A 21,790-nucleotide genomic window follows, 5' to 3' on the forward strand; every position below is an offset into this window, starting at 1 on the left:
TGTGAACCTAAAAAAGGTAGGCAAAAAAGCCCGGACAACTTCATTTCCCCCTATGGAACGAGAAAAATTTGTGTCCGGGCTAGTCGGAAAACTCAATTCACAACATTACGTCACGGATTTCCCGTGTTAGCTCGATGTGGTTAAGCGAATGCGAATATTCTGTGGGTCTACAGTAAACCAGTCCTTACCTTGCTGTTCGATAGATGCGTTGGATTGACGCAGCTGCTCTACAGCTTGTTCCAATTGTTCTTTTCCGTCATAAATGATGGTGAAGTAGTCAATCCCTGTCGCATTGTCCGGATTCACAGGCGCGCCTGTACCAGCCCAAATGTTCAGCCCGATGTGATGATGATAACCACCTGCGGACACAAACAGGGCGGACATGTTGGCGAAGTTACCAACGATATCGAATCCAAGCACTCCTGTATAGAAACGGCGTGACTCTTCCAGACTGCGTACATGGAAGTGAACATGACCAATGACCGTTCCGGCAGGCAATCCCTGCCAAGGCTCGTTCGCGGCCAGAGCGAACAGGCTGTCTACATCAACGGGATCACTTGACATAATGTAGTTATTATCTGCATCCCGCTTCCAGGTGTCCCGGGCACGGTCTGCGTAGATTTCGATACCGTTCCGATCCGGGTCGGAAATATAGAATGCTTCACTGACCAGATGATCACCCTGACCAATTTCGATACCGGATTCAGCCAGATTACGAAGGGCAAGGCCCAGCGATTTGCGGTCTGGCAGCAGGATAGCGAAGTGATATAGGCCTGAAGTGGAGCGAACAGGCATCGTCACTGCATCGGTTAACTGCTCAAGGCGCAGAAGGGAGTGCTTTCCATCGGCTGTCATTGTAGCGACTTTTTCGCTGCGTTCAAGCAGTTTCAGTCCGACCACCTCGGTATAAAATTGAATGGATCGATCCAAATTGCTGATTCGCAGACTTACTTCACCCAGATGGGTTGTAGCAGGAATTTGATAAGTTGAAGTCATAAGGATTTCCTCCTGTAAACAAGTTTTGAGTTGGATTGTTGCGGTTCTCTCAATGGCAATGGAATAGCGCTATTGTAATGTCATAGCTCATGTAAATATAGGCTCAACTGTACATTTATAAATAAGTTACTTTTCATAAGTTAATATAAAATATAAATCAACTTTCGTCAATTGTAATTTTGACTTTGGTGTGCTCATTCTTGGTGAGTATTGTTGCAATTATGGAATACAAAACAAAAATCCGGCTTCATGGCCGGATCTCCAATGTTGATGTTGATGACAAGCGAATCTCCTCGTTGCTTGCCGTTTACGCCTTGGGCTTAGGCGCAGCCTTCTTTCTTTTCACAGGAGCAGGAGTCTCTGTTTCTCCCCCAGCTGTTGCTTGTACAGAGGTTTTCTTCGGAGCACGTTTCTTGGGTTTGGCTGTGGTGGTTCCGGGATCGCTCGGAATGGGCTTTACAGCTTCAATACTTGCTTGCAGCGCTGCCATGAGATCCATGACATTCGCTTCCGGCTTGGCCGGGGCAATTTTGATTTCTTCACCCGCTACTTTGTGATTGATCAGATCCAGCAGTTTGGCACGGTAGTCGTCTGTATATTTACCAGGTTCAAAAGGAGTAGATAACTGATCGATCAGCAGCTTGGCCATCGTCAATTCCTTCTCGTTTACGTTCAGAACCTCGGGCAGGTTGGGAACCTGAGAGACGGGACGGATCTCGTCCGGATAGAAAATGGTTTCCATGGAGAGGCAATCATCCAGCACGCGGATGGCAGCCAAACTGCTTTTGGAACGAATGGATATTTTGGCGATGCCAATCTTGCCTGTATCCCGCATGGCAGTCATTAATAGCTGGTAGGCGTTTCCTCCCGCTTGATCGGGGGAGAGATAATATGTTTTTTGAAAATAAATGGGATCAATCTCCGTTAAATCCACGAAATCCAGAATGGTAATGGTTTTGCTGCTGGAATCATTTAACGCTTCAAGCTCGTCCTTCTCGAACAAGACGAATTTGCCTTTCTCATACTCATATCCTTTGGTGATCTCTTCCCATTGAACCTCAACTTCGCAAGAAGGACATTTACGTACATAAGCAAGTGGACTGCCGCAGACTTTGTGAATATAACGCATGGAGATGTCTTTGTCTTCGGTAGCCGAAAACATTTTGACAGGAACATGAACCAGACCAAAGCTAATGGCACCTTTCCAGACCGTATGCATGAACGGCTCCTTTCCGAGAACATTTTATGTATAGTATGGGCATTTCACGGGCGGGATAACCCTATTTCCCGGAAGCGGTATGCTTCAGGAAGAGTGGGGGATGATAACAGAAACATCCTTAAGATCTGCGCTGTAAAACGCTGGTTTTAAAAGAGGATGATGTTAGTTATCAACTATCACGTCAGGAGGTACTCCTATGAAGAACAAACGAGACGAAGCTGAAGCTCACGCCCATACATTTTCTCCGTATCCTCGTGCCGAGTCGGAAGGGTCTGAAGGTTTTCATACGCCTGCAACAGCGATTAACTGGGAGGCTATCACCTCAGAAGAGCTGCCGCTTGACAGGGAGTCGTTCATGCTGGACATTGACCGGATGGTGAATGAGGGTCTGGGTGGTGGACAAGTTACGGAAGATAACGGTTATATCGGTGAGAGTACAACAGACAGCATGGTGCGGGAATCGCATGATGATCCGGAAGGGGAATATGAATAATAATGATGGATGTTAAACGGGCGAAAGCTATTTATGATTCAAAAGATACGATTGCAGTTACATTGGAAGGAGATCCGGTCTGGATCGAAAATGTGGATGAAGCCAATGGCATGGCAACAGTGCAGGTGGGCAGCAGACCGGGGAATACCCAGACGGTGCGTGTAGACCGTTTGGAAGAGTAAAAGAGAAAGTACTGGTGAAGGATGTCTAGGAAAGGCCGGTGCCGTCAGGTGCCGGTTTATTTGTCGTTCGTGTGAATGGTGGCCTGCTTCCGTTCTGCTTCTGATCCTTCGATGTTGCGGGGGGAGAATGGGACCGATATAATAAAGTTCAAAGTGAACTCAGGCGGCTTGACCGCCAAAGGTGGGGCGTATATTGAATCAGACGCATGAGCAGTGGGTGTATCACTCCCATGGCATTGCAGATACAGAAGTACTCGCGTCCGCACTCGCTGAACAGGCAACCGCCGGCATGGTGATTACCCTGGACGGTGATCTGGGCGCGGGCAAAACGGCATTTTCGCAAAAGTTTGCCTGGCATTTGGGTGTACGTGATGTGGTTAACAGCCCTACGTTTACACTGATTAAGGAATATGAAGGGCGTCTGCCCTTATATCACATGGATGTCTATCGCATATCACTCGAAGAAGCGGACGAGCTTGGATTGGATGAGTATTTCTATGGAGCCGGAGTCAGTCTGGTGGAATGGTCCAGCATCATTCCCGAATTACTGCCGCAGGAACACTTGCATGTGCAGATTGAGACGACGGGTCCAGAGGATCGAACGATTACGCTGGATGGGTATGGCGAGACTTATGCTGCCATGTGCCGACAGTTCAGACAGAATGGAGTCAAATGATGATGGAAGATTTACAAAAACAGCCGCGCCAGCGGTTTTTGGCGTTGGATACCTCGACTGCGGTGATGGCAGCCTCAGTTATGGAAGGTCACGCCCTTCTGGAAGAACGCAATGAACGGGCAGAACGCAACCATTCGGTACACGTCGTGCCTGTAATGGAGCAGCTGCTGGAAGCCAGCGGCACGAAGCCGGGACAGCTGGACGGCATTGCCGTCGGCATTGGCCCGGGATCGTACACGGGCATCCGCATTGCGGTGACCGCGGCGAAGACGCTTGCCTGGGCGTGGGACATCCCCGTTGTCGGGGTGTCCAGCCTTCAGGTCCTGGCCTGGGGCGGCTGGCACAGCGGCCTCGCCGCCAAGGCCGAAGCTGCGGCAGAGGATGCCGCAGCGGGGGCTGGCGGAACGCCATCCGCGGACCAGAGCGGCACAGGTGCCGCCCCTGTCCACTGGATCGTTCCGCTGGTGGATGCGCGGCGCGGTCAAGCTTATACCGCGCTGTTTGCCTCCGCCGGGAGCGCTGCGCCCCGGCGGCTGGCACCAGATGCCATCCGCCTGGTGGACGGATGGCTGGAAGCCCTCGCCGCCCGCATGGCGGAAGCGGCGCCGGAAGAGCGGCCCGCTGCCGTCTGGATTGTCGGCGAGACGGGCCCGCATGCGGCAGCAGCGGCTGAGCTTCGCTGCCCCGCAGGAACGGCGCTCCAGCTCGTACCCTATGAGCTGGAGGGCCGCTGGGTTGGGCGCTTAGGCGCCGAGGCGCTGCTTGCAGGTCAGCGAGATGATGTGCATGCGCTCGTGCCTAATTACACCCAGCTGGCTGAAGCGGAAGCCAACCTGCTGCGCAAAGGCTAAAGGGGGAGGGGAAGCAGATGGACAACGTGGAGAATGACGAGCAGGAAGCAGCGCTTCAGTTCAGGTTCATGACTCTGGATGATATTCCCGATGTAATGATTATTGAACATGAAGCCTTCACCCTGCCCTGGACGGAAGAAGCATTTCAGAATGAATTGACACACAATCATTTTGCTAAATATATGGTCATGGAATTGGAAGGTACAGCGATCGGTTATGCCGGAATGTGGACAATCATGGATGAAGCCCACATTACCAATATTGCAGTCCGGGAAGCCTATCGTGGGCGAAAGCTCGGCGAGAAGCTGCTGGACGAACTGATGAGAACGGCGGCTTATCTCGGGATGGAACGAATGACGCTGGAAGTCAGGGTTTCGAATTGGATTGCCCAGAGCTTGTATCAGAAAAAAGGGTTTGAATCGGCTGGTCTTCGTAAAGGGTATTACTCCGACAATGGGGAAGATGCGATGATTATGTGGGCGGATTTGCCGCCTGCGAGCCGGGGCGGCGAAGAGGAAGGAAGCGTAACGGATTCATGAAGGATTTCAATGAAAAGATAAGTTCAGCACCATCTTATATATTGGCCGTGGAGACAAGCTGTGATGAAACATCCGTAGCGGTAGTCAAGGATGGACGGGAAGTGCTGTCCAATCTGATCTCCAGTCAGATCGAGACACATAAGGCATTTGGCGGGGTTGTGCCTGAAGTGGCTTCGCGTAAACACGTGGAAGTTATTACATTGATGTTGGAACAGGCTATTGAGCAATCCGGCATCCGTCCGCGTGATCTGAGTGCGATCGCCGTGACGCAAGGACCTGGACTGGTTGGTGCCTTGCTGGTCGGTATCGTGGCCGCGAAAACCATGGCCATGGCACTTGGTAAACCGCTCATTGGCACACATCATATTGCGGGACATATCTATGCCAACAGACTTACCCATGAACTGCAATATCCAGCAATGGCACTGGTGGTTTCAGGTGGTCATACCGAGCTTGTGCATATGGAATCCGAAGGCAAGTTCAAACTGATCGGACGTACGCGTGACGATGCTGTAGGTGAGGCTTATGACAAAGTGGCGCGTGCACTGGGTTGTCCCTATCCGGGAGGACCACATGTGGACCGGATGGCTGCTGAAGCAGAGCAGGCGGTACCTTTGCCGCGCGTCTGGCTTGAAGCAGATTCGTATGATTTCAGCCTGAGCGGTCTGAAGTCTGCTGTACTGAATGTACTGAATCAAGCCAAAATGCGCGGAGAAACGCTTGAACCATCCGCTGTGGCACGGGGCTTCCAGGAAGCTGTTGTTGAAGTTCTGGTAGAAAAAGCGGTAAGAGCTGTCCGTGAATATGGATCACGTCAGTTGTTGTTATGCGGTGGCGTTGCGGCAAACCGGGGATTGCGTTCAGCTTTGCAGGAGCGTTGTGCAAAGGAAGGCCTGGAATTGTTGATCCCTCCAATGGAATATTGCACCGACAATGCAGCGATGATTGGAGCTGCGGCGTATTTGAAATGGCAGCGGGGAGAAATCTCGGAATTCGATGCCAAAGCTGATCCTGGACTTTCACTTGAGGCATGGTCTGTTCAATCGCTATAGAATGATTCATGTATATGAAGACTTGACAGCCTCAAGTGAAGACTGTATATTAATTACAAATTAAAACAGGAATTCAGATTCCTGAACTGAAAACGCAATGAACAGGAACAGTAGGGTAATTCCCGGTCTTAGAGAGCTGCGGGGTGGTGCAACGCAGTCAAAGGAAACCTGAAACTCACCTGGAAGCGGAACGATGGAACACGGTAACTCCCTGGGAGAAGCCGAAGGCCGATGATGGCCCAAAGTACATGGTTACGGGTTGCCTCCGTGAATGGGCCGTTGTTGATGGAATACGGATGAAACATATCGGTAGAAAATCAACAATAACTGAGGGGGCTTTTGTCACTTTGGGCAATGATAACGGTATGGACGCATACAGGATCAGCTCGAAGGAAATGAAAGTCAACAAGAGTGGTACCGCGAAGGTGAACAGCCTGTCGTCTCTTGCAATATTGCAGGAGATGGCAGGCTTTTTTGATTTTCAAAATGGTGATGAAATTCATGGTCACATATCATAAATGTAATGAACGGGAGCAGTAAAACGATAAGGCGCACAGAGAGCTGCGGGGTGGTGCGACGCAGTGGCTGGAATCGTTCGAATCTCGCCCGGGAACGGAGCTGTGGAAACAGGTGAGACCCTGTCTCATTCCTTGTCCTTGTAACCAATGGACATTGTAGTACACAGCAACGGCTAACCTCCGTTATAGGGTGTTTCTCCGGCTGGATCGGTTGTGCGTGCTGCGTGTACGCAGCTGCAATGGATCTGGGCCGGAGACGACGAGGTGGATGGTGCCTGGCGCAAGCCTGGACCATCAAGCAAGAGTGGTACCGCGGAGGGATAATAACCCGCCGTCTCTTAGATGAGATGGCGGGTTATTTGTGTTTGCTGCCGGCAGCAGGGTGGGCAATGGGAATCCATAATCATGGTGAAAAAAAGAAGTACGCCTGGTGTGCAAGTCGACGTGCACGCCGGCATGGAATGCGAAATGAATAAACATAGAAAACGGGAAATGAACGCCTCGTTCCGATCCCCAAAATCCAATATACATTCAAATTTGATGGAGGTTGATGAATATGACAACGAACAATAACAAACGCATGATTGAGATTTTTGATACAACACTGCGCGATGGAGAGCAAGCACCGGGAGCGAGTCTGCAGCCTGAACAAAAAATTGAACTGGCACATCAGTTGGCTTCTCTGGGTATTGACGTCATCGAGCCTGGATTCCCGATCTCAAGTCCAGGTGAGTTCGCGGCGGTTCAGGCGATTTCCAGACAACTGCAAAACGTGGAGATTTGCGGATTCGCGCGTGCGGTCAAAGGGGATATTGATGCAGCCGTTCGAGCAACGGCTGACGCAGCGCGCCGCCGAATTCATCTGTTTATCTCCTCTTCGGACATCCATATTGAGCATCAACTGCGCCGTCCGCGCAGTGAAGTGGTGGCTACTGCCCGGGAGATGGTCTCCTATGCACGTCAGTTCACGGATATTGTGGAGTTCACCGCCATGGATGCGGCTCGTACGAAGATGGACGATCTGATCGAGATGGTTGAAGTGGCCATTGAAGCAGGAGCAAGTATTATCAATTTGCCAGATACGGTCGGGTACGCACTGCCGCATGAATATGGAGAGATGTTCCGTCAGGTACGTGTGGGTGCAAGAGGCGGAGATAAGGTTCGTTACAGCGCACACTGTCATAATGATTTGGGGCTTGCGGTTGCCAACAGTCTGGCTGCGATTGCCAACGGTGCTTCTCAGATTGAAGTAACCATCAACGGTGTGGGAGAACGGACGGGCAACTGTGCACTGGAGGAACTGATTATGGCTCTGGAGACGCGTGGAGACGCCATTGGTGCAACGACGAATATCAAACTGAACCAGATGTATGAGACTTCCCGTCAGATTAGCCGTGCGATGCATTTCCCGATTGCCTACAACAAACCGGTGGTAGGACGCAATGCCTTCCAGCATGAGTCTGGTATTCACCAGGATGGTTTGCTCAAGAATCGGAGTACGTATGAGATTATGGACCCGGAAGCGCTGGGTATTCCACGCAGCATGATTATTCTGGGCAAACATTCCGGGCGTCACGCTTTGAAAGATCGGGTTCGCAAATATGGCTTTGAACCGGATGAGCAGCAAATGGAACAACTGTATGAGATTTTTAAAGAAACCGCAGATCAACAGAAAGTGGTTAGTGATGACCAGTTATTGCAGATGGTAAGCCAGACCATGAATATTCCTGCGCAGGATTATGAACTGGTTGAACTGCAGGTTACGGCAGGCAGCATGACGGATCGAATGGCAGCAGTTCGTATTCGCACGAGCGCAGGGGAGCAATCCTATTCTGCGGTTGGCGGTGGTCCGGTAGATGCGACTATTCGTGCGATTGGTCAGAGTATTTCGGACGATATTACATTTGTCGATATGGAGATGCATGCACTGAGCGGAGGAGAGGCTGCGAGCGCGGAAGCTGCAGTTACCGTGGAGCGTGCAGGACGTGAATTCAGAGGAACCGCCACGCACAATGATATTGTCATGGCAGCGGGTCTGGCGTATGTTGCAGCTTGCAATGCGGCCGGACTGAAGGCGGAGTCTTCCGAAAGTGATGAGCCTGTGCACGCGTAAATAGCAATGCCTTTCAGCGCATCACATGATTTTATGCTTACAAAAAAGAGCAAAGCAGGCCTTGACACTATAGAGGTCTGCTTTTGTCCTTTTATAGGACAAAAAATTGAAAGAACGAATCCGTTTGTCAAGGTGTGATTATAGTTATCCACATATCCAGTGTAAATTGTGGGTAACTATCTCAAAGTCAAACCAGTAATGTTTTCGAAAATAAAAGGCTTTAGGGGATAGGATAGTCGGGTTGTATTCACAAAGTTGTGGATAACGTGGATAACTCGGTGGATAAATATGGTTTTTATGTGTGAAAAGCTATTCTACCGCCGTATAATTAAGTTGAATTGAATGCTTGCTATATTGTTTTCTTGTGGATAAATGAGAGGCTGTACAACGCAAAAATATTTTACTTGATTCGAGTGGATTTGACAAATGAGGAATCATTCTACTCAAATCTGTCTTACTTTATGCTCAACAAAAAAAGCTGCTCCCGTTAAAGGAATCAGCTTTTGATATATAAAGTCCATTCTATTTTGCTATTTGTTTCTTATTCCAAAGCTAATTCTTCCCACTCTTCATAAGCCTTGGCAAGTTGAAGCTTGTGATCCTCGGCTTTCTCCTGGAGTTCTTGCAGCTTCATGTAGTCCTGATATATTTCAGGCAGAGCCATCTGAGCCTCAAGCTCCGTAATCTCCGTTTCCAGCTTCGCAATCTGTTGTTCCAGAGCCTCCTGCTTGCGCTGGCGGTTTCGTTCTTCGCGCTTGGCCTGCTTGTCCGCTTCGAATGAGGCGGCACCGGATTTTTCAGTTGCGGATAGGCCTGGATCAGATTTGGCCGAGTTTTTGGAAGAGGCCTGACGTGCTTCCGCAGCTTCGCGCGCAATATCTTCAAGCTCCTGTTTCTTCTCCACATAATCATCATAATTGCCGAGGTAGTGCTCTGTCCCGCCGGGGTGCAGTTCAACAATGCGCTCAGCCATTTTATTGAGGAAATACCGGTCATGGGAGATGAACAGCAATGTGCCTTCATAGTCCATCAGCGCTGCTTCAAGCACTTCTTTGGCGAACAGGTCGAGATGGTTCGTAGGCTCATCCAGGATGAGCATGTTGGCTTCCTTGAGCATGAGCTTGGAGAGGGAGACACGTGCTTTTTCTCCACCGCTGAGCGATGAGATCTTTTTGAGTACATCATCTCCACTGAACAGGAAGTTGCCGAGCACCGTACGAATCCGTGCTTCCTCCATGCCTGGATAGGCACTCCACAGCTCTTCCAATACGGTATTGGAAGGATTAAGTCCCGTCTGCTCCTGATCATAATAGCCAATCTGCACCTTGGTACCCCATTGGATCTCACCGCTTACAGGACGCAAACTTCCAATGAGGCATTTCAGCAGGGTTGATTTACCAATACCGTTTGGACCAATCAAAGCAACCGTTTCCCCGCGTCTTAGATCAAAAGATACATTGCGGAACAACGGCGAAGCCTCATCGTAGGCAACGGAAAGCTGATCCACACGGAGCACTTCCTTGCCGGACATGACAGCCGTTTCAAAAGAGAAATGAGCTTTCTTCAGATCTCCCATCGGTTTGTCGAGTCGATCCATCTTATCGAGTGCCTTGCGGCGGCTTTGTGCCCGTTTGGTTGTTGAAGCACGCACGATATTCTTCTGAACAAAGTCCTCCATCTTGGAGATTTCATCCTGTTGTTTCTCGTATTGCTTCATCTGGCTTTCGTACTCGGCAGCTTTCAGTTCCATGTACCGGCTGTAATTGCCCGTATATTTTTTGGAGCGGTGCCGTTCGATCTCCACGATGGTCGTTACAAGCCGGTCAAGGAAATACCGGTCATGGGATACAACCAGCAGGGCGCCGGAATAACCTCTGAGGTAATCTTCAAGCCACGTGAGGGTTGCGATGTCGAGATAGTTGGTAGGCTCGTCCAGCATGAGCAAGTCAGGGGCCTGAAGCAAAATGCGAGCAAGTGCAAGACGTGTCTTTTGCCCACCGCTCAGTGTGGCAATCTGGGTATCTGGAGAGAATTCACCAAAGCCCATCCCGTGCAGTACACTGCGAATGCGGGTCTCCATCTCATAACCGCCATGATCCTTGAACCAGTCCGAGCGTTTGGCATAACGTTCAAGCAGATCGGCATACTTTTTTTCATCTTCCATCTGCGCGGGATCGGCAATATCCTGTTCCATCTGACGCAAATCCGCTTCAGCCTGGGTCAGATGGGCGAATACGTTCATCATTTCTTCCCATATGGAGCGATCGGATTGCAGTCCGCTGTTCTGGGCGAGGTAACCAAGCGTTGTTTCCTTGGATTTGAAAATCTGCCCACCATCGAAGGATATCTCCCCAGCTACGATTTTGAGCAAAGTGGATTTTCCTGCGCCGTTAACACCAACGAGGCCGATGCGCTCGCGTTCTAATATTTGTAAGTTCACGCCGTCCAGGATTGGATCGACACCAAAACGTTTGATAATTCCGGATACTTGCAGCAGCATAAAATTAAGTTCCTCCATAGGTCCAGTTCTTGAATTGACAACTACATCCCAGTTTACATGAAATACAGAGCAAATGCACCGATTAGGAGTGCCTGGGGCGTGTAGTCTTTTTGGTCAATCAATGATAAACTGAAAGAAGGCATGTTAATACATGAGGATTTTGCAGAAAATGAATCATTTTAACGATTCCAACACGATGACAACTGGTGCATAACATATAAATGGTTTTAAGTGAGAGCTAGTTTACCTTCCCGATCAACAGGAGGTTATTCAAGGACATGCAGGATCATACGGAACAGAAAAGCCGCCTTCGTTCCAAGCTGAGACAGAGCCGGGATCTGATGGATGAAAGTATGCGTCAGCAGGTGATGACTGAGATTAATGATGTGACGAAGCGGGAGCTGGAGCGCCTTAGACGGGACAAATGGAAGCTGGGGAACAAGCGGCTTATGATTTTTAGCTATTTGTCTTATAGAAGCGAAGCATCTACGGCCTTTTTATTTGAAGAAGGCTGGAAGCATGGAGATAGGATGTTCGCACCGAAAGTGCTGGCGAATCCGGCTCGCATGGAATTGCGGCGTGTCATGGGTGAACAGGATATTCAGCCGGGAATATGGGGGATACCTGAACCAAAGGATTCCTGTGAAGTGCTGCAACCTGATAGCTGGCCGGATATCGATCTTGTCATCGTACCGGGGCTGGGCTATGACCTTCACGGAGGGCGCATTGGTTATGGCGGCGGTTATTATGATCGTTTTGCCGAGACACTTGCAGCGAAATTTGCGATGACGGACAAAAGACCACGGATGGCTGCATTGGTATTGCCGGGCCAGCTTCAAGATGAAATTCCGATGGACCCGCTTGATCTGCGGATGGATCTGTTGATAACAACCGAAGGTATATTACATATCGAATAAAGGGTTGTGATGTGATTGAATTCAGAAACGAATAACGACCAGGCTTCCGGCAGTAAACTGACTCATTTTAATGAACAGGGACGAGCCCGGATGGTTGATATTTCGGGTAAGGAAAGTACCGTGCGTACAGCTGTGGCGGTATCCAAAGTGACGATGAATCCGGCTACGCTTGAAGCCATTCGGGAGGGCCGCATCGGCAAAGGTGACGTTCTGGCTGTGGCCCAAATTGCGGGCATTCAGGGCGCCAAGAAAACGTCGGACTGGATTCCGATGTGCCATCCATTGGCATTGACGGGTGTGGATATTCGTTTTCATGACAACGGTGTCGATGAATTGCAGATTGAAGTTACGGTCAAAACCGAAGGAAAGACAGGTGTCGAGATGGAGGCGCTCACGGCGGCGTCGGCTGCGGCACTGACGATCTATGACATGTGTAAAGCCATGCAAAAAGATATGATTATCGGTCCAACCATGCTGAATTCCAAGAGTGGTGGCAAAAACGGCGATTTCAGCCGATAAGGGACATTTATTTTCATAGAGGAGAAGGGTGATCTTTATGGTGTGGAGAACAGCAATCCTGACAGCCAGCGACAAAGGGGCCCGCGGGGAACGTGAGGATACGAGTGCCCAAGTGATCCGGGAACTTGTGGAAGAAGAACTGGGTGGGGAAATCGTGGAGTACCGCATCGTTCCGGATGAACCCGATGAGATTATCGCGGCTTTGATTGAGATGACAGATTATTTTCACGCTGATTTGGTATTGACCACAGGGGGGACGGAGCTTGCGATTCGTGATATTACTCCGGAAGCGACCCGGCGGGTTATTGAACGGGAAGTTCCAGGCATGGCTGAAGCCATGAGATACAGTGTCATGGGCAAGAATCGTTCTGCCATGCTGTTCCGTGGCGTATGCGGCATTCGCGGACGTACATTGATTGTTAACCTGCCTGGTACCCCGAAGGGTGTGCATGAGCATTTGGCGGCTATTATGGACCAGCTTCCGGAAGCGCTGCTGATGGTTACGGGTCAGTTCAAGCAATAAGTGTAAACACATAGTAGCAGGTGTGAAATCAAGCGGGAAAAATGATTTGGATGTCGAGGTCTCTTTTGTGAATAATGTGGGTTATGTAAGTGGTTACATCTATGGTATGATTGACATAATTCAAAATGAAGCAAAGACATCCATGAGCTTATGGCCTAGCGTGTGCATCTTTGAAGCTTGAAACGAGGAGGAATAATATCAATGTTTAGTTCCATTGGACCAACAGGTTTTATTTTGCTGGCCGTTATCGCGTTGCTTTTGTTTGGACCGAACAAGCTTCCGGAATTGGGGCGGGCAGTCGGACGCACTTTCCGTGAATTCAAAGAAGGCGCACGTGAGATTATTTCGGATGATGATTCATCCAGTCGCAAGGAGCAGGAAAAGGCGAAGCCGGTGGCATCTGAGACTGCATCTGCAGACAAGCCTGAGGATAAACGCCTGCCGGAATAACTTTGACGGCAATGAAAGAGAAATCCCTTCCTGCCGGAAGGGTTTTGTATTTTAAGCTGGCAACAATGGGGGGCAGGCATGACGCAGCAGAAGGAAGAAATGACGCTTACAGAACATTTGAGTGAGCTGCGCAAGCGGTTGATTTATGTGTTGAGCATTTTTATTTTGGGGCTGGTGGCAGGCTTTCTGGTGGCGGACCCGGTGTATCAATATCTGACGAAGGCAGAGACTGCTCAGGGGTTTGTGCTGCATGCATTCTCGTTCTGGGACGGGATTGGCATCTACATGAAGATTGCCGGTCTGTTCTCACTGGTCATTACGCTGCCGTTTACGGTGTTTCAGCTCTGGAAGTTTGTCAGTCCAGGTCTCCGGCCGCGTGAGCGGAAAGCCACGCTGAGGTATGTACCTTATGTATTTCTGTTATTTCTGATCGGGTTAGCTTTTTCGTATTATGTTGTTTTCCCGATGGCACTTTCTTTTACTTCATCGATTACGGAAAAAATGGGGCTGGTCGAGACATACGGAATGAAGCAGTATTTCAGTTTTTTGTTTGGCATTGTACTGCCGGTATCCCTGTTGTTCGAACTTCCGTTAATCATTATGTTCCTGACAGGACTGCGGATATTGAATCCCATCCGGCTTCGCAAAATGCGCAGAGTCGCTTATTTTGTACTGATCTTCATTGCGGTTGTGGTCACACCGCCTGACTTTATTTCCGATTTTCTCGTGATGATTCCCTTGCTCCTGTTATATGAGATCAGTGTGTTTCTGTCTGGCTTTGTGTATCGCAAACAGCTTGCAGCTGATGCAGAGGCCGAATCCCGTTACATCCGTGCCGATGATAAGCAGAGCGCAGTATAACAAGAGAGATTCCATACGATTTTTGTACTGTGATAATCTTGTATGGTCCCGGCCCCCGGGATAAGGAGACCAGTTCTTACCCGGGATATAAGGGGCGACAAACTTTTACGGTTTATATATTCTGATGGACGGGACAAGCAGGCATATTATGTTCAACAATGGATACAATGGAAAAGGGCTGCCTGAGAACGATGCAGGAGGACTTACGGATTCTGTGGAATAAGTTAATAAGGTATTATGGCATTTACGCAGGCAAATCGGGAGTTTTTTGGCTGGGTTGGTGTAAATACAACGTAAAATCTCGCAGGAATTCATGAAAAGGACTTGAAATCATGCTTCAAGTTGAAGTATCATAAAGTTGGTTGTTAGCACTGAACACTGTCGAGTGCTAATACATATGGCTACAACCTACAATGTAACGTTATATAATTTCAAAAGGAGGCTATTTTTCATGATCAGACCTTTAGGTGAACGCGTATTGGTAGAACCACTGGAGCAAGAGCAAACAACTTCTTTCGGGATCGTACTGCCGGACTCCGCTAAAGAAAAACCGCAAGAGGGTAAAATTATTGCTGTTGGCGCTGGAGTATTGAAAGACGGAGTACGTGTAGCTCTGGAAGTGAAAGAAGGAGATCGCGTTATTTTCTCCAAATATGCCGGTACAGAAATCAAATTCGAAGGTAAAGAATATTTGATTATGAAAGAAAGCGATATTCACGCGATTCTCGACTAATTCAAATTTAATCGGTTAACCGAACCATATAGCAACACCATTTTACACAATATACTAGGGAGGTTTTCTTACCATGGCTAAAGACATTAAATTCAGTGAAGACGCTCGTCGCTCCATGCTTCGTGGTGTGGATGCATTGGCTAATGCAGTAAAAGTAACACTCGGTCCTAAAGGCCGTAACGTGGTTCTGGAGAAAAAATTCGGAAGCCCGCTCATCACGAATGACGGTGTAACGATTGCTAAAGAAATCGAACTGGAAGATGCATTTGAGAACATGGGTGCACAACTGGTTAAAGAAGTAGCAACCAAAACAAATGATGTTGCCGGTGACGGTACAACAACTGCAACTGTATTGGCTCAAGCGCTGATTACAGAAGGTTTGAAAAACGTAACTGCAGGCGCTAGCCCAATCGGTATCCGTAAAGGGATCGACAAAGCGGTTAAAGCTGCTGTGGCTGAACTGCAATCCATCTCCAAACCAGTTGAAACCAAACAATCCATCGCACAAGTTGCAGCAATCTCTGCAGCTGACGAAGAAGTAGGCGAACTGATCGCTGAAGCTATGGAAAAAGTGGGTAAAGACGGTGTTATCACTGTTGAAGAATCCCGTGGATTCGCTACAGAGCTGGAAGTGGTTGAAGGTATGCAATTCGACCGCGGTTACATCTCTCCATACATGATCACGGATACGGACAAAATGGAAGCTGTTCTGGACAACCCGTACATCCTGATCACAGACAAAAAAATCTCCAACACGCAAGAAATCTTGCCATTGCTTGAAAAAATCGTTCAACAAGGCAAACCGCTTGTATTGATCGCTGAGGATATCGAAGGCGAAGCACTGGCGATGCTGGTTGTGAACAAATTGCGTGGTACATTCAACGCTGTAGCTGTTAAAGCTCCAGGCTTTGGTGACCGTCGTAAAGCAATGCTGCAAGATATCGCTGCCCTCACTGGTGGCCAATTGATCACGGAAGAACTGGGTCTGGACCTGAAATCCGCTGTTGTGGAACAACTGGGTACAGCTCGTCAAATCCGTGTAACTAAAGAAAACACAATCATCGTTGACGGTGCTGGTAACAAATCCGATATCGATGCACGTGTAAGCCAAATCCGTACACAACTGGAAGAAACAACTTCCGAGTTCGACAAAGAGAAACTGCAAGAGCGTCTGGCTAAATTGTCCGGTGGCGTAGCAGTAATCAAAGTCGGTGCGGCTACTGAAACAGAATTGAAAGAACGCAAACTGCGCATCGAAGATGCCCTGAACGCAACTCGCGCTGCGGTTGAAGAAGGTATCGTATCCGGTGGTGGTACAGCGCTTATGAACGTATACAACGCGGTTGCAGGTGTAGCCCTGTCCGGTGACGAGCAAACGGGCGTAAACATCGTCCTGCGTGCTTTGGAAGCACCAATCCGCACAATCGCAGCTAACGCTGGCGAAGAAGGTTCCGTAATCGTGGAACGTCTGAAAAAAGAACAAACTGGCGTAGGCTTCAACGCTGCGACTGGCGAGTGGGTTAACATGATCGAAGCGGGTATCGTTGACCCTGCGAAAGTAACACGTTATGCATTGCAAAACGCTGCTTCCGTAGCAGCAATGTTCCTGACTACTGAAGCGGTTATCGCTGACAAACCAGAACCTGCAGGCGCTGCTGGCGTTCCTGACATGGGCGGTATGGGTGGAATGGGCGGCATGATGTAATAAAGGTGTAAAAACCTTTTAATGCCGATAGATGAAAGGCTCCCGGGAGGGAGCCTTTTTTCTTTAAATTAGGTAGGGTGCTTTGAATTTATGTTTTAATTGAGGAGGAAATGAATTGAGAAAGAGTACAAAGTGGACATTGTGGATTCTCGGCTTGATGCTCGGTGCAATATTTATCAATTTTTACATGAATCTATATAGTTTCGCTTATGCTTTGATTACCGTGCTTTTACTTGTATTTATGGGGTGGGGATTCTTAGCCAAGTTAAAGAACGACGTTCGTCAGCATGAAGATCATCATAGAAGAGAGCATCAATCTGCGATCGATGACATTGATCGATATACGAGGTAGTAATCAATGAGCATACCATACATAGCTTTGTTGTTAACAGGAAGGTTAATATCTTTTATTAGGCCGTTACATATCACACGTTAAGTCGTTCCTCAATGAAACGACTTGTTTGCACATTCGGAACTCATTGAACTGCGATTATTCCAAATGTAGAAATATTGTCTTGGATGCTGAAGCGATATTCAAATCCATTTCGAACCGTCGCTTCATCAAAATCACTCTGACTTACATCGCGATCCAATATGCCAATATCCTGAATCACGTCTTGCGCATCATTATACGTGTACTCGTTATTGGTTGTCAGAATAAGTGTAGCGATAGCGGTCAAAAAGATTCCACCCGTTGGTTCGCTGACATTACCAGTCCCGTACAACCTGACTTCTTGTACTTTTTGATCTGAATTTAAGTTACCAACCAATCGTAATTCATCACTGAATACATACTCGAAAGCGCCAGTACCCTGCTCCGAAGAGTCTTTCATATTCAAGCGGGTAATACTCAAACCATTCAGTCGGTATTTGCCCACGGCGCCATTAAACTTGTTTTTGAATTCCTCCGTTGTCATATGGAAGCCAGAGGCATTCGTTTGAGTTAGAGGTGTGTGATCTTCCTCTGTTGTAGCAGCGCCAGATTCGTGTTTCTCCGTCTGATCTGTCCTAGATGATTGCGGAGAATTTGAAGGTAAAGCTAGCATGCCATACATTCCTATCGAAGTACTTGCAAGACATGCCGCCGTTAGCATAACATGCCTTATCGGTATCCGGTTATGTTTCCTCAAGGATAAGACCATCAAAACAATAAATACGAAGAAAGCCATAAAGCCTAGGACGAATAGTATTGTAAACAGATATTGCAAATTCTCACCTCGTAATGCATCGTTATTTCGTACTCTCATTATAATGTTCCTTTTGGAAACTTTAAACCGGCACTCGTCTCTTTAAAAAAAAGCGCTGCTGGCATACGGCCAGCTAATCGGTACCCGTACACTGGACTTAGTGTATGGGTGCTTTTTATATACTGGAATGAACAGTGGAGCGAGTAGACTAAAGAGATGACCCCTGTGCAGTGTGTGCAGTACAGGAATCATCTCTTAAGTCTGGTCTAATCCTCGATTTTAAGAGGTGTTCGGTTCATTAGCCCTCAATCGCTATTTAGTCAGCCATAATCCAGACGATTTCGGCAATGCGCACGAAGAATTTTTTGTTTCTTTCCTCCAGTACGACATGGTCATGTTTAACAGCTACCACACATCCATCCAGTCTACCGCGAGTCGTTTCCAGGATGACCACTTTGCCAACCAGGGACATCAGACTTTCGACTACGCAATGATCTACAGGATGCACGACAATGTTATGGGGCATGTGGGGCATATAATGTGAGTTAGCCATAGGGTGCATCATTGGATAATTATTCAAGAAAAAACCTCCCAAATCATTTATACGGTATCCTATGCGATCGCCTAACCGAACGACTGGGCGTTTGACCTAAAATACATTCTTTGGGAAAATTCGAATGAGGTAGTATGTTTGTCAGCCACTCGCAGAGAGTCAAGTTTACAGTGAAATGAATGAAGCACTGCCGGCGTTTTAACCAGCAGTGCTTTTTTTTTCTTATCATCGCTTGGACTTAATCCAGCAAGGAAAGTGTGACTCGAATCGAGTTATCTATAAATGAACGATTGGGACGGGATTTCATGAAAACGGTCAGTCCAATTAACGATACAATGAGTGCTTGCGCGACAGCCTTGGCGTCCATGGAAGGGTTAAGTTCACCTGACCGCATTCCTCGTTCAATATTTTCTTGAAAGATGATCGACAGGTACATCTGATGTTCCCGGGTGAGAATTTCAAATTTCTCATCATGGGGTGCAAGCTCAACCATCGTATTGATGCAAAAGCATCCACGACTGAGTCGATCCGCGTTGTATTCTTCGTCCGCGATTTCTGCAAAAAAAGTACGAAAAGCCTCTTTTACGGATGCAATACCCGCCAGTCTGGTCCGCATCTCTGCGGCACGGGCCATCGTGTATTTTCGTAGCGACGTTTCGAACAGTTCTTTTTTATCTCCAAAAGTGGAGTAAATACTGGGCCTTTGGATACCCATCCTCGAAGTCAAATCACTTAATGAAGTGGCCTCATAACCTTTTTCCCAAAAAAGCTGCATCGCTGCATCCAGTACTTTCACTTCGTCAAATTCGCGAGTTCTCGCCATAATAAATACTCCTTGTTACTTATATTTTCTCAAGTATAGATATTTCGCATTGGATCATGTAGATCGTGTTTTGCTATTTATATTTCTTACTCATCAGTATGATATATATTATAAAACTCTCAATAATTTGTCAAACGAATGTCTTTTTTGATGATGTAACAAGAAATAAGATACATATTTAATCAAAATAAATAGATTGACAATAAGAGAAACACTGAGATATATTAACTACCTGAATAACATACCGATCGGTAATTTATTTTGATGCTAGCATCCCAATTTTGAATAAGGAGAAATCAGTTATGGAAATAGGAATTACTTCGTTTGTGGAAACCACACCCGATCTTCAGACAGGTGAGGTGATAAGTCACGCGCAGCGATTACGTGAAGTGGTGGAAGAAATTGTACTAGCCGATCAGGTGGGGTTGGATGTATTTGGCGTAGGAGAACATCATCGTAAAGATTATGCGGCTTCTTCCCCTGCCATGGTGCTGTCCGCAGCTGCATCCCTGACCAAGCGTATTCGGCTGACGAGTGCAGTGACGGTACTTTCCTCCGCTGATCCAGTACGTGTGTTTCAGGATTTTGCCACACTGGATGGCATTTCGAATGGACGTGCGGAGATTATGGCAGGGCGGGGCTCCTTTACCGAGTCATTCCCTTTGTTTGGATATGAACTAGGGGAGTATGATGAGTTGTTCGATGAACATCTGGAACTGCTGCTTAACCTGCAAAAGTCCGAAATAGTCAACTGGCGAGGCGGGCACAGACCAGCAATACATAATCTGGGCGTATATCCACGGCCTGTGCAGAGCCCTTTGCCTATATGGATTGGCAGCGGGGGTAATCAGGAATCGGTGGTTCGTGCAGGATTGCTGGGACTACCGTTGACGTTGGCTATTATTGGCGGGAGCCCGGAACGTAATTTTGGACCCCTTGTGCAGTTGTACAAACAGGCAGCGGCACATGCCGGACATGACGCCTCGAAGCTTACCGTAGGGTCGCATTCGCTCGGATTTGTGGCTGAAGATACAGAGCTGGCGGCTGATCTGTTCTTTCCTTCTACCCAGGCGGGCATGAACAAAATCGGCAAGGAACGCGGATGGGGGCATTACAGTCGTGCCAGCTTTGATGCTGCACGTAGTTATGACGGTGCTCTGTATGTAGGTGATCCGGAGACGGTTGCCCGGAAGATTGTTCACCTACGCAAGAATGTGGGCATTACACGTTTCATGATGTACGTTCCCATCGCAACGATGCCACATGATCAGGTGATGAGAGCGATCGAATTGCTCGGAACAGAGGTAGCACCACGGGTGCGGGCAGAATTGGCCGAGTGGGAAGTTGAGAATGACAAAAATCATAGAGATCATACATTGAAGGAGGAATTGTAAATGAGTTATGTAGATCGGGTGGTACCTGAATTAAGAGATACATTAACCCAGTTTCCGGGCTTTAATTTGAAGGGGGGATTGCAGGTTAGCCGGGCGATGCTCGTAAACCCGCCGATTGAGAAGTCGGACGACGTACGCACCACAAAGCGAATTATTGCTGGGGCAGCAGGAGACATGTTAGTCAAAATATATGAACCGTCTGAGCGTACTGGAGATAAGCTGCCAGCGATGCTGTGGATTCATGGAGGAGGTTATGTGCTGGGACATCCGGATATGGATGATGCGTTATGTGAACGTTTTGTACAAGCGGCTCATTGCGTAGTCGTATCGGTTGATTACCGCCTGGCCCCTGAGCATCCTTATCCTGCTGGTCTTCATGACTGCTATGCAGGTCTGGTATGGATGACGGACGAAACAGAGTCGCTCGGCATTGATCTCAGCAGGGTCGCAATTGCAGGAGCAAGCGGAGGGGGAGGGCTGACTGCAGCGCTTGCTCAAATGGTCCGTGATAAAGGTGGACCGAGCCTGATCTTCCAAATGCCGTTGTACCCCATGCTGGACGATCGGAATATTTCGGCTTCGAGCCATGAAATTACGGACCGAAATGCCACATGGAACCGGACTAATAACCTGGAGGCATGGAGTATGTACCTTGGAGGAGAGAGGGAGGGATTGGGGGAAAACGAAGAATACCACAAGCCTTCTTACGCTGTACCAGCTAGAACTGAAAATCTGGCAGGGTTACCTCCGATGTATACATGTGTTGGCCAACTTGATCTATTTCGAGATGAGACAATCGAATATGTGACACGCCTTGCGGCAGCGGGAGTGGATGTCGAAATGCACCTTTATCCCGGTGCTTATCATTGCTTCGAAGTGTTTGTGCCTGATGCGGAAGTTAGCCAGCGGGCTAGCCAGGATTATATCCGGGCCATGGCTAGAGCGCTTAATCCTTCATGGGAGCAATGAATATCTCCAACAACATT

24 protein-coding genes and 1 other annotated feature are annotated in these 21,790 nt (G+C 48.2%); of the genes, 18 read left to right on the forward strand and 6 right to left on the reverse strand.

Features of this window, described 5'->3' with window-relative positions:
- Positions 1-126: 126 nt before the first annotated feature.
- Positions 127-996, reverse strand: a complete 870-nt coding sequence (locus ACFVQB_RS12710) for a VOC family protein (RefSeq protein ID WP_379439081.1) — start codon at positions 994-996, stop codon at positions 127-129.
- Between the two features lie 307 nt (positions 997-1,303).
- Positions 1,304-2,215, reverse strand: a complete 912-nt coding sequence (ku, locus tag ACFVQB_RS12715) for a non-homologous end joining protein Ku (protein WP_379439084.1) — start codon at positions 2,213-2,215, stop codon at positions 1,304-1,306.
- Between the two features lie 196 nt (positions 2,216-2,411).
- Between ku and ACFVQB_RS12720 the strand changes: the two genes are divergently transcribed.
- The 8 genes from ACFVQB_RS12720 to ACFVQB_RS12755 all read left to right on the forward strand — a co-directional run bounded on the left by ACFVQB_RS12720 (position 2,412) and on the right by ACFVQB_RS12755 (position 8,639).
- Positions 2,412-2,708, forward strand: a complete 297-nt coding sequence (locus ACFVQB_RS12720) for a hypothetical protein (RefSeq protein WP_379439087.1) — start codon at positions 2,412-2,414, stop codon at positions 2,706-2,708.
- Positions 2,709-2,713: 5 nt separating this feature from the next.
- Positions 2,714-2,890: an H-type small acid-soluble spore protein gene (locus tag ACFVQB_RS12725; RefSeq protein WP_053783520.1), complete on the forward strand. Its 177-nt coding sequence runs from the start codon at positions 2,714-2,716 to the stop codon at positions 2,888-2,890.
- Between the two features lie 193 nt (positions 2,891-3,083).
- Positions 3,084-3,566: a tRNA (adenosine(37)-N6)-threonylcarbamoyltransferase complex ATPase subunit type 1 TsaE gene (tsaE, locus tag ACFVQB_RS12730; protein ID WP_379439089.1), complete on the forward strand. Its 483-nt coding sequence runs from the start codon at positions 3,084-3,086 to the stop codon at positions 3,564-3,566.
- 2 nt (positions 3,567-3,568) lie between these two features.
- Entirely contained in the window at positions 3,569-4,417 is an 849-nt protein-coding gene (tsaB, locus tag ACFVQB_RS12735; RefSeq protein ID WP_379439743.1) for a tRNA (adenosine(37)-N6)-threonylcarbamoyltransferase complex dimerization subunit type 1 TsaB, read from the forward strand.
- Between the two features lie 17 nt (positions 4,418-4,434).
- The gene (gene rimI / locus ACFVQB_RS12740) at positions 4,435-4,956 is read left to right on the forward strand and encodes a ribosomal protein S18-alanine N-acetyltransferase (RefSeq protein WP_379439092.1); all 522 of its coding nucleotides are present in this window, start codon (positions 4,435-4,437) and stop codon (positions 4,954-4,956) included.
- Entirely contained in the window at positions 4,953-6,008 is a 1,056-nt protein-coding gene (tsaD, locus tag ACFVQB_RS12745; RefSeq protein WP_379439095.1) for a tRNA (adenosine(37)-N6)-threonylcarbamoyltransferase complex transferase subunit TsaD, read from the forward strand. Before rimI ends, tsaD begins: the two co-directional genes overlap by 4 nt.
- A gap of 146 nt (positions 6,009-6,154) precedes the next feature.
- Positions 6,155-6,526, forward strand: a complete 372-nt coding sequence (locus tag ACFVQB_RS12750; RefSeq protein ID WP_379439098.1) for a hypothetical protein — start codon at positions 6,155-6,157, stop codon at positions 6,524-6,526.
- Positions 6,523-6,868: a binding site (T-box leader), on the forward strand. (Overlaps the previous gene by 4 nt.)
- 214 nt (positions 6,869-7,082) lie before the next feature.
- Complete coding sequence (locus ACFVQB_RS12755; protein WP_379439101.1) at positions 7,083-8,639, forward strand: 2-isopropylmalate synthase; 1,557 nt, start codon at positions 7,083-7,085, stop codon at positions 8,637-8,639.
- A 541-nt stretch (positions 8,640-9,180) separates the two neighbouring features.
- On the opposite strand, the gene ACFVQB_RS12760 is transcribed toward ACFVQB_RS12755, so the two are convergent.
- Positions 9,181-11,139, reverse strand: a complete 1,959-nt coding sequence (locus ACFVQB_RS12760; RefSeq protein WP_379439104.1) for an ABC-F family ATP-binding cassette domain-containing protein — start codon at positions 11,137-11,139, stop codon at positions 9,181-9,183.
- Positions 11,140-11,417: 278 nt separating this feature from the next.
- Between ACFVQB_RS12760 and ACFVQB_RS12765 the strand changes: the two genes are divergently transcribed.
- The 8 genes from ACFVQB_RS12765 (at position 11,418) to ACFVQB_RS12800 (ending at position 17,199) form a co-directional block, all read left to right on the forward strand.
- Positions 11,418-12,056 carry a 5-formyltetrahydrofolate cyclo-ligase gene (locus tag ACFVQB_RS12765; RefSeq protein WP_379439107.1) on the forward strand — a complete coding sequence of 213 codons (639 nt, stop codon included), beginning with the start codon at positions 11,418-11,420 and terminating at the stop codon, positions 12,054-12,056.
- Between the two features lie 15 nt (positions 12,057-12,071).
- Positions 12,072-12,575 carry a cyclic pyranopterin monophosphate synthase MoaC gene (gene moaC / locus ACFVQB_RS12770; protein WP_082935190.1) on the forward strand — a complete coding sequence of 168 codons (504 nt, stop codon included), beginning with the start codon at positions 12,072-12,074 and terminating at the stop codon, positions 12,573-12,575.
- A gap of 37 nt (positions 12,576-12,612) precedes the next feature.
- On the forward strand, positions 12,613-13,098 hold the full coding sequence (locus ACFVQB_RS12775; RefSeq protein WP_024630749.1) for a MogA/MoaB family molybdenum cofactor biosynthesis protein: 486 nt from the start codon (positions 12,613-12,615) through the stop codon (positions 13,096-13,098).
- Between the two features lie 201 nt (positions 13,099-13,299).
- On the forward strand, positions 13,300-13,548 hold the full coding sequence (locus ACFVQB_RS12780) for a twin-arginine translocase TatA/TatE family subunit (RefSeq protein WP_379439113.1): 249 nt from the start codon (positions 13,300-13,302) through the stop codon (positions 13,546-13,548).
- Between the two features lie 78 nt (positions 13,549-13,626).
- Positions 13,627-14,409 carry a twin-arginine translocase subunit TatC gene (gene tatC, locus ACFVQB_RS12785; protein ID WP_379439116.1) on the forward strand — a complete coding sequence of 261 codons (783 nt, stop codon included), beginning with the start codon at positions 13,627-13,629 and terminating at the stop codon, positions 14,407-14,409.
- A gap of 451 nt (positions 14,410-14,860) precedes the next feature.
- On the forward strand, positions 14,861-15,142 hold the full coding sequence (gene groES / locus ACFVQB_RS12790) for a co-chaperone GroES (RefSeq protein ID WP_024630746.1): 282 nt from the start codon (positions 14,861-14,863) through the stop codon (positions 15,140-15,142).
- 73 nt (positions 15,143-15,215) lie between these two features.
- Positions 15,216-16,847 carry a chaperonin GroEL gene (gene groL, locus ACFVQB_RS12795; protein ID WP_063564477.1) on the forward strand — a complete coding sequence of 544 codons (1,632 nt, stop codon included), beginning with the start codon at positions 15,216-15,218 and terminating at the stop codon, positions 16,845-16,847.
- Positions 16,848-16,962: 115 nt separating this feature from the next.
- On the forward strand, positions 16,963-17,199 hold the full coding sequence (locus tag ACFVQB_RS12800; protein WP_090894311.1) for a hypothetical protein: 237 nt from the start codon (positions 16,963-16,965) through the stop codon (positions 17,197-17,199).
- A gap of 124 nt (positions 17,200-17,323) precedes the next feature.
- Here ACFVQB_RS12800 and ACFVQB_RS12805 read toward each other — a convergent pair whose 3' ends face one another.
- From ACFVQB_RS12805 to ACFVQB_RS12815, 3 genes are all read right to left on the reverse strand, one after another.
- Entirely contained in the window at positions 17,324-17,893 is a 570-nt protein-coding gene (locus ACFVQB_RS12805; protein ID WP_379439121.1) for a hypothetical protein, read from the reverse strand.
- A 457-nt stretch (positions 17,894-18,350) separates the two neighbouring features.
- Positions 18,351-18,614 carry a DUF2642 domain-containing protein gene (locus tag ACFVQB_RS12810; RefSeq protein ID WP_379439123.1) on the reverse strand — a complete coding sequence of 88 codons (264 nt, stop codon included), beginning with the start codon at positions 18,612-18,614 and terminating at the stop codon, positions 18,351-18,353.
- A 211-nt stretch (positions 18,615-18,825) separates the two neighbouring features.
- A complete protein-coding gene (locus ACFVQB_RS12815) occupies positions 18,826-19,410 on the reverse strand; it encodes a TetR/AcrR family transcriptional regulator (RefSeq protein ID WP_379439126.1) in 585 nt (194 codons plus the stop codon).
- A gap of 302 nt (positions 19,411-19,712) precedes the next feature.
- Between ACFVQB_RS12815 and ACFVQB_RS12820 the strand changes: the two genes are divergently transcribed.
- Positions 19,713-20,804, forward strand: coding sequence for an LLM class flavin-dependent oxidoreductase (locus ACFVQB_RS12820; RefSeq protein ID WP_379439128.1), 1,092 nt, complete (start codon positions 19,713-19,715; stop codon positions 20,802-20,804).
- Positions 20,805-21,773 carry an alpha/beta hydrolase gene (locus ACFVQB_RS12825; RefSeq protein WP_379439131.1) on the forward strand — a complete coding sequence of 323 codons (969 nt, stop codon included), beginning with the start codon at positions 20,805-20,807 and terminating at the stop codon, positions 21,771-21,773.
- Positions 21,774-21,790: the final 17 nt, after the last annotated feature.

This window comes from Paenibacillus sp. NPDC057886 (assembly GCF_042796655.1).
In the GTDB taxonomy this organism is placed as follows: domain Bacteria; phylum Bacillota; class Bacilli; order Paenibacillales; family Paenibacillaceae; genus Paenibacillus.

What these genes read in the sequence shown, in the direction of transcription:
- groES (WP_024630746.1), top strand. Translation starts at nt 14,861, where the DNA reads ATGATCAGACCTTTAGGTGAACGCGTATTGGTAGAACCACTGGAGCAA.
- ACFVQB_RS12820 (WP_379439128.1), top strand. Translation starts at nt 19,713, where the DNA reads ATGGAAATAGGAATTACTTCGTTTGTGGAAACCACACCCGATCTTCAG.
- tsaB (WP_379439743.1), top strand. Translation starts at nt 3,569, where the DNA reads ATGGAAGATTTACAAAAACAGCCGCGCCAGCGGTTTTTGGCGTTGGAT.
- ACFVQB_RS12815 (WP_379439126.1), bottom strand. Translation starts at nt 19,410, where the DNA reads ATGGCGAGAACTCGCGAATTTGACGAAGTGAAAGTACTGGATGCAGCG.
- ACFVQB_RS12780 (WP_379439113.1), top strand. Translation starts at nt 13,300, where the DNA reads ATGTTTAGTTCCATTGGACCAACAGGTTTTATTTTGCTGGCCGTTATC.
- rimI (WP_379439092.1), top strand. Translation starts at nt 4,435, where the DNA reads ATGGACAACGTGGAGAATGACGAGCAGGAAGCAGCGCTTCAGTTCAGG.
- ACFVQB_RS12825 (WP_379439131.1), top strand. Translation starts at nt 20,805, where the DNA reads ATGAGTTATGTAGATCGGGTGGTACCTGAATTAAGAGATACATTAACC.
- tatC (WP_379439116.1), top strand. Translation starts at nt 13,627, where the DNA reads ATGACGCAGCAGAAGGAAGAAATGACGCTTACAGAACATTTGAGTGAG.
- ACFVQB_RS12760 (WP_379439104.1), bottom strand. Translation starts at nt 11,139, where the DNA reads ATGCTGCTGCAAGTATCCGGAATTATCAAACGTTTTGGTGTCGATCCA.
- ACFVQB_RS12765 (WP_379439107.1), top strand. Translation starts at nt 11,418, where the DNA reads ATGCAGGATCATACGGAACAGAAAAGCCGCCTTCGTTCCAAGCTGAGA.
- tsaD (WP_379439095.1), top strand. Translation starts at nt 4,953, where the DNA reads ATGAAGGATTTCAATGAAAAGATAAGTTCAGCACCATCTTATATATTG.
- groL (WP_063564477.1), top strand. Translation starts at nt 15,216, where the DNA reads ATGGCTAAAGACATTAAATTCAGTGAAGACGCTCGTCGCTCCATGCTT.
- ACFVQB_RS12755 (WP_379439101.1), top strand. Translation starts at nt 7,083, where the DNA reads ATGACAACGAACAATAACAAACGCATGATTGAGATTTTTGATACAACA.
- ACFVQB_RS12710 (WP_379439081.1), bottom strand. Translation starts at nt 996, where the DNA reads ATGACTTCAACTTATCAAATTCCTGCTACAACCCATCTGGGTGAAGTA.
- ku (WP_379439084.1), bottom strand. Translation starts at nt 2,215, where the DNA reads ATGCATACGGTCTGGAAAGGTGCCATTAGCTTTGGTCTGGTTCATGTT.
- ACFVQB_RS12775 (WP_024630749.1), top strand. Translation starts at nt 12,613, where the DNA reads ATGGTGTGGAGAACAGCAATCCTGACAGCCAGCGACAAAGGGGCCCGC.
- ACFVQB_RS12725 (WP_053783520.1), top strand. Translation starts at nt 2,714, where the DNA reads ATGGATGTTAAACGGGCGAAAGCTATTTATGATTCAAAAGATACGATT.
- ACFVQB_RS12805 (WP_379439121.1), bottom strand. Translation starts at nt 17,893, where the DNA reads ATGCTAGCTTTACCTTCAAATTCTCCGCAATCATCTAGGACAGATCAG.
- ACFVQB_RS12720 (WP_379439087.1), top strand. Translation starts at nt 2,412, where the DNA reads ATGAAGAACAAACGAGACGAAGCTGAAGCTCACGCCCATACATTTTCT.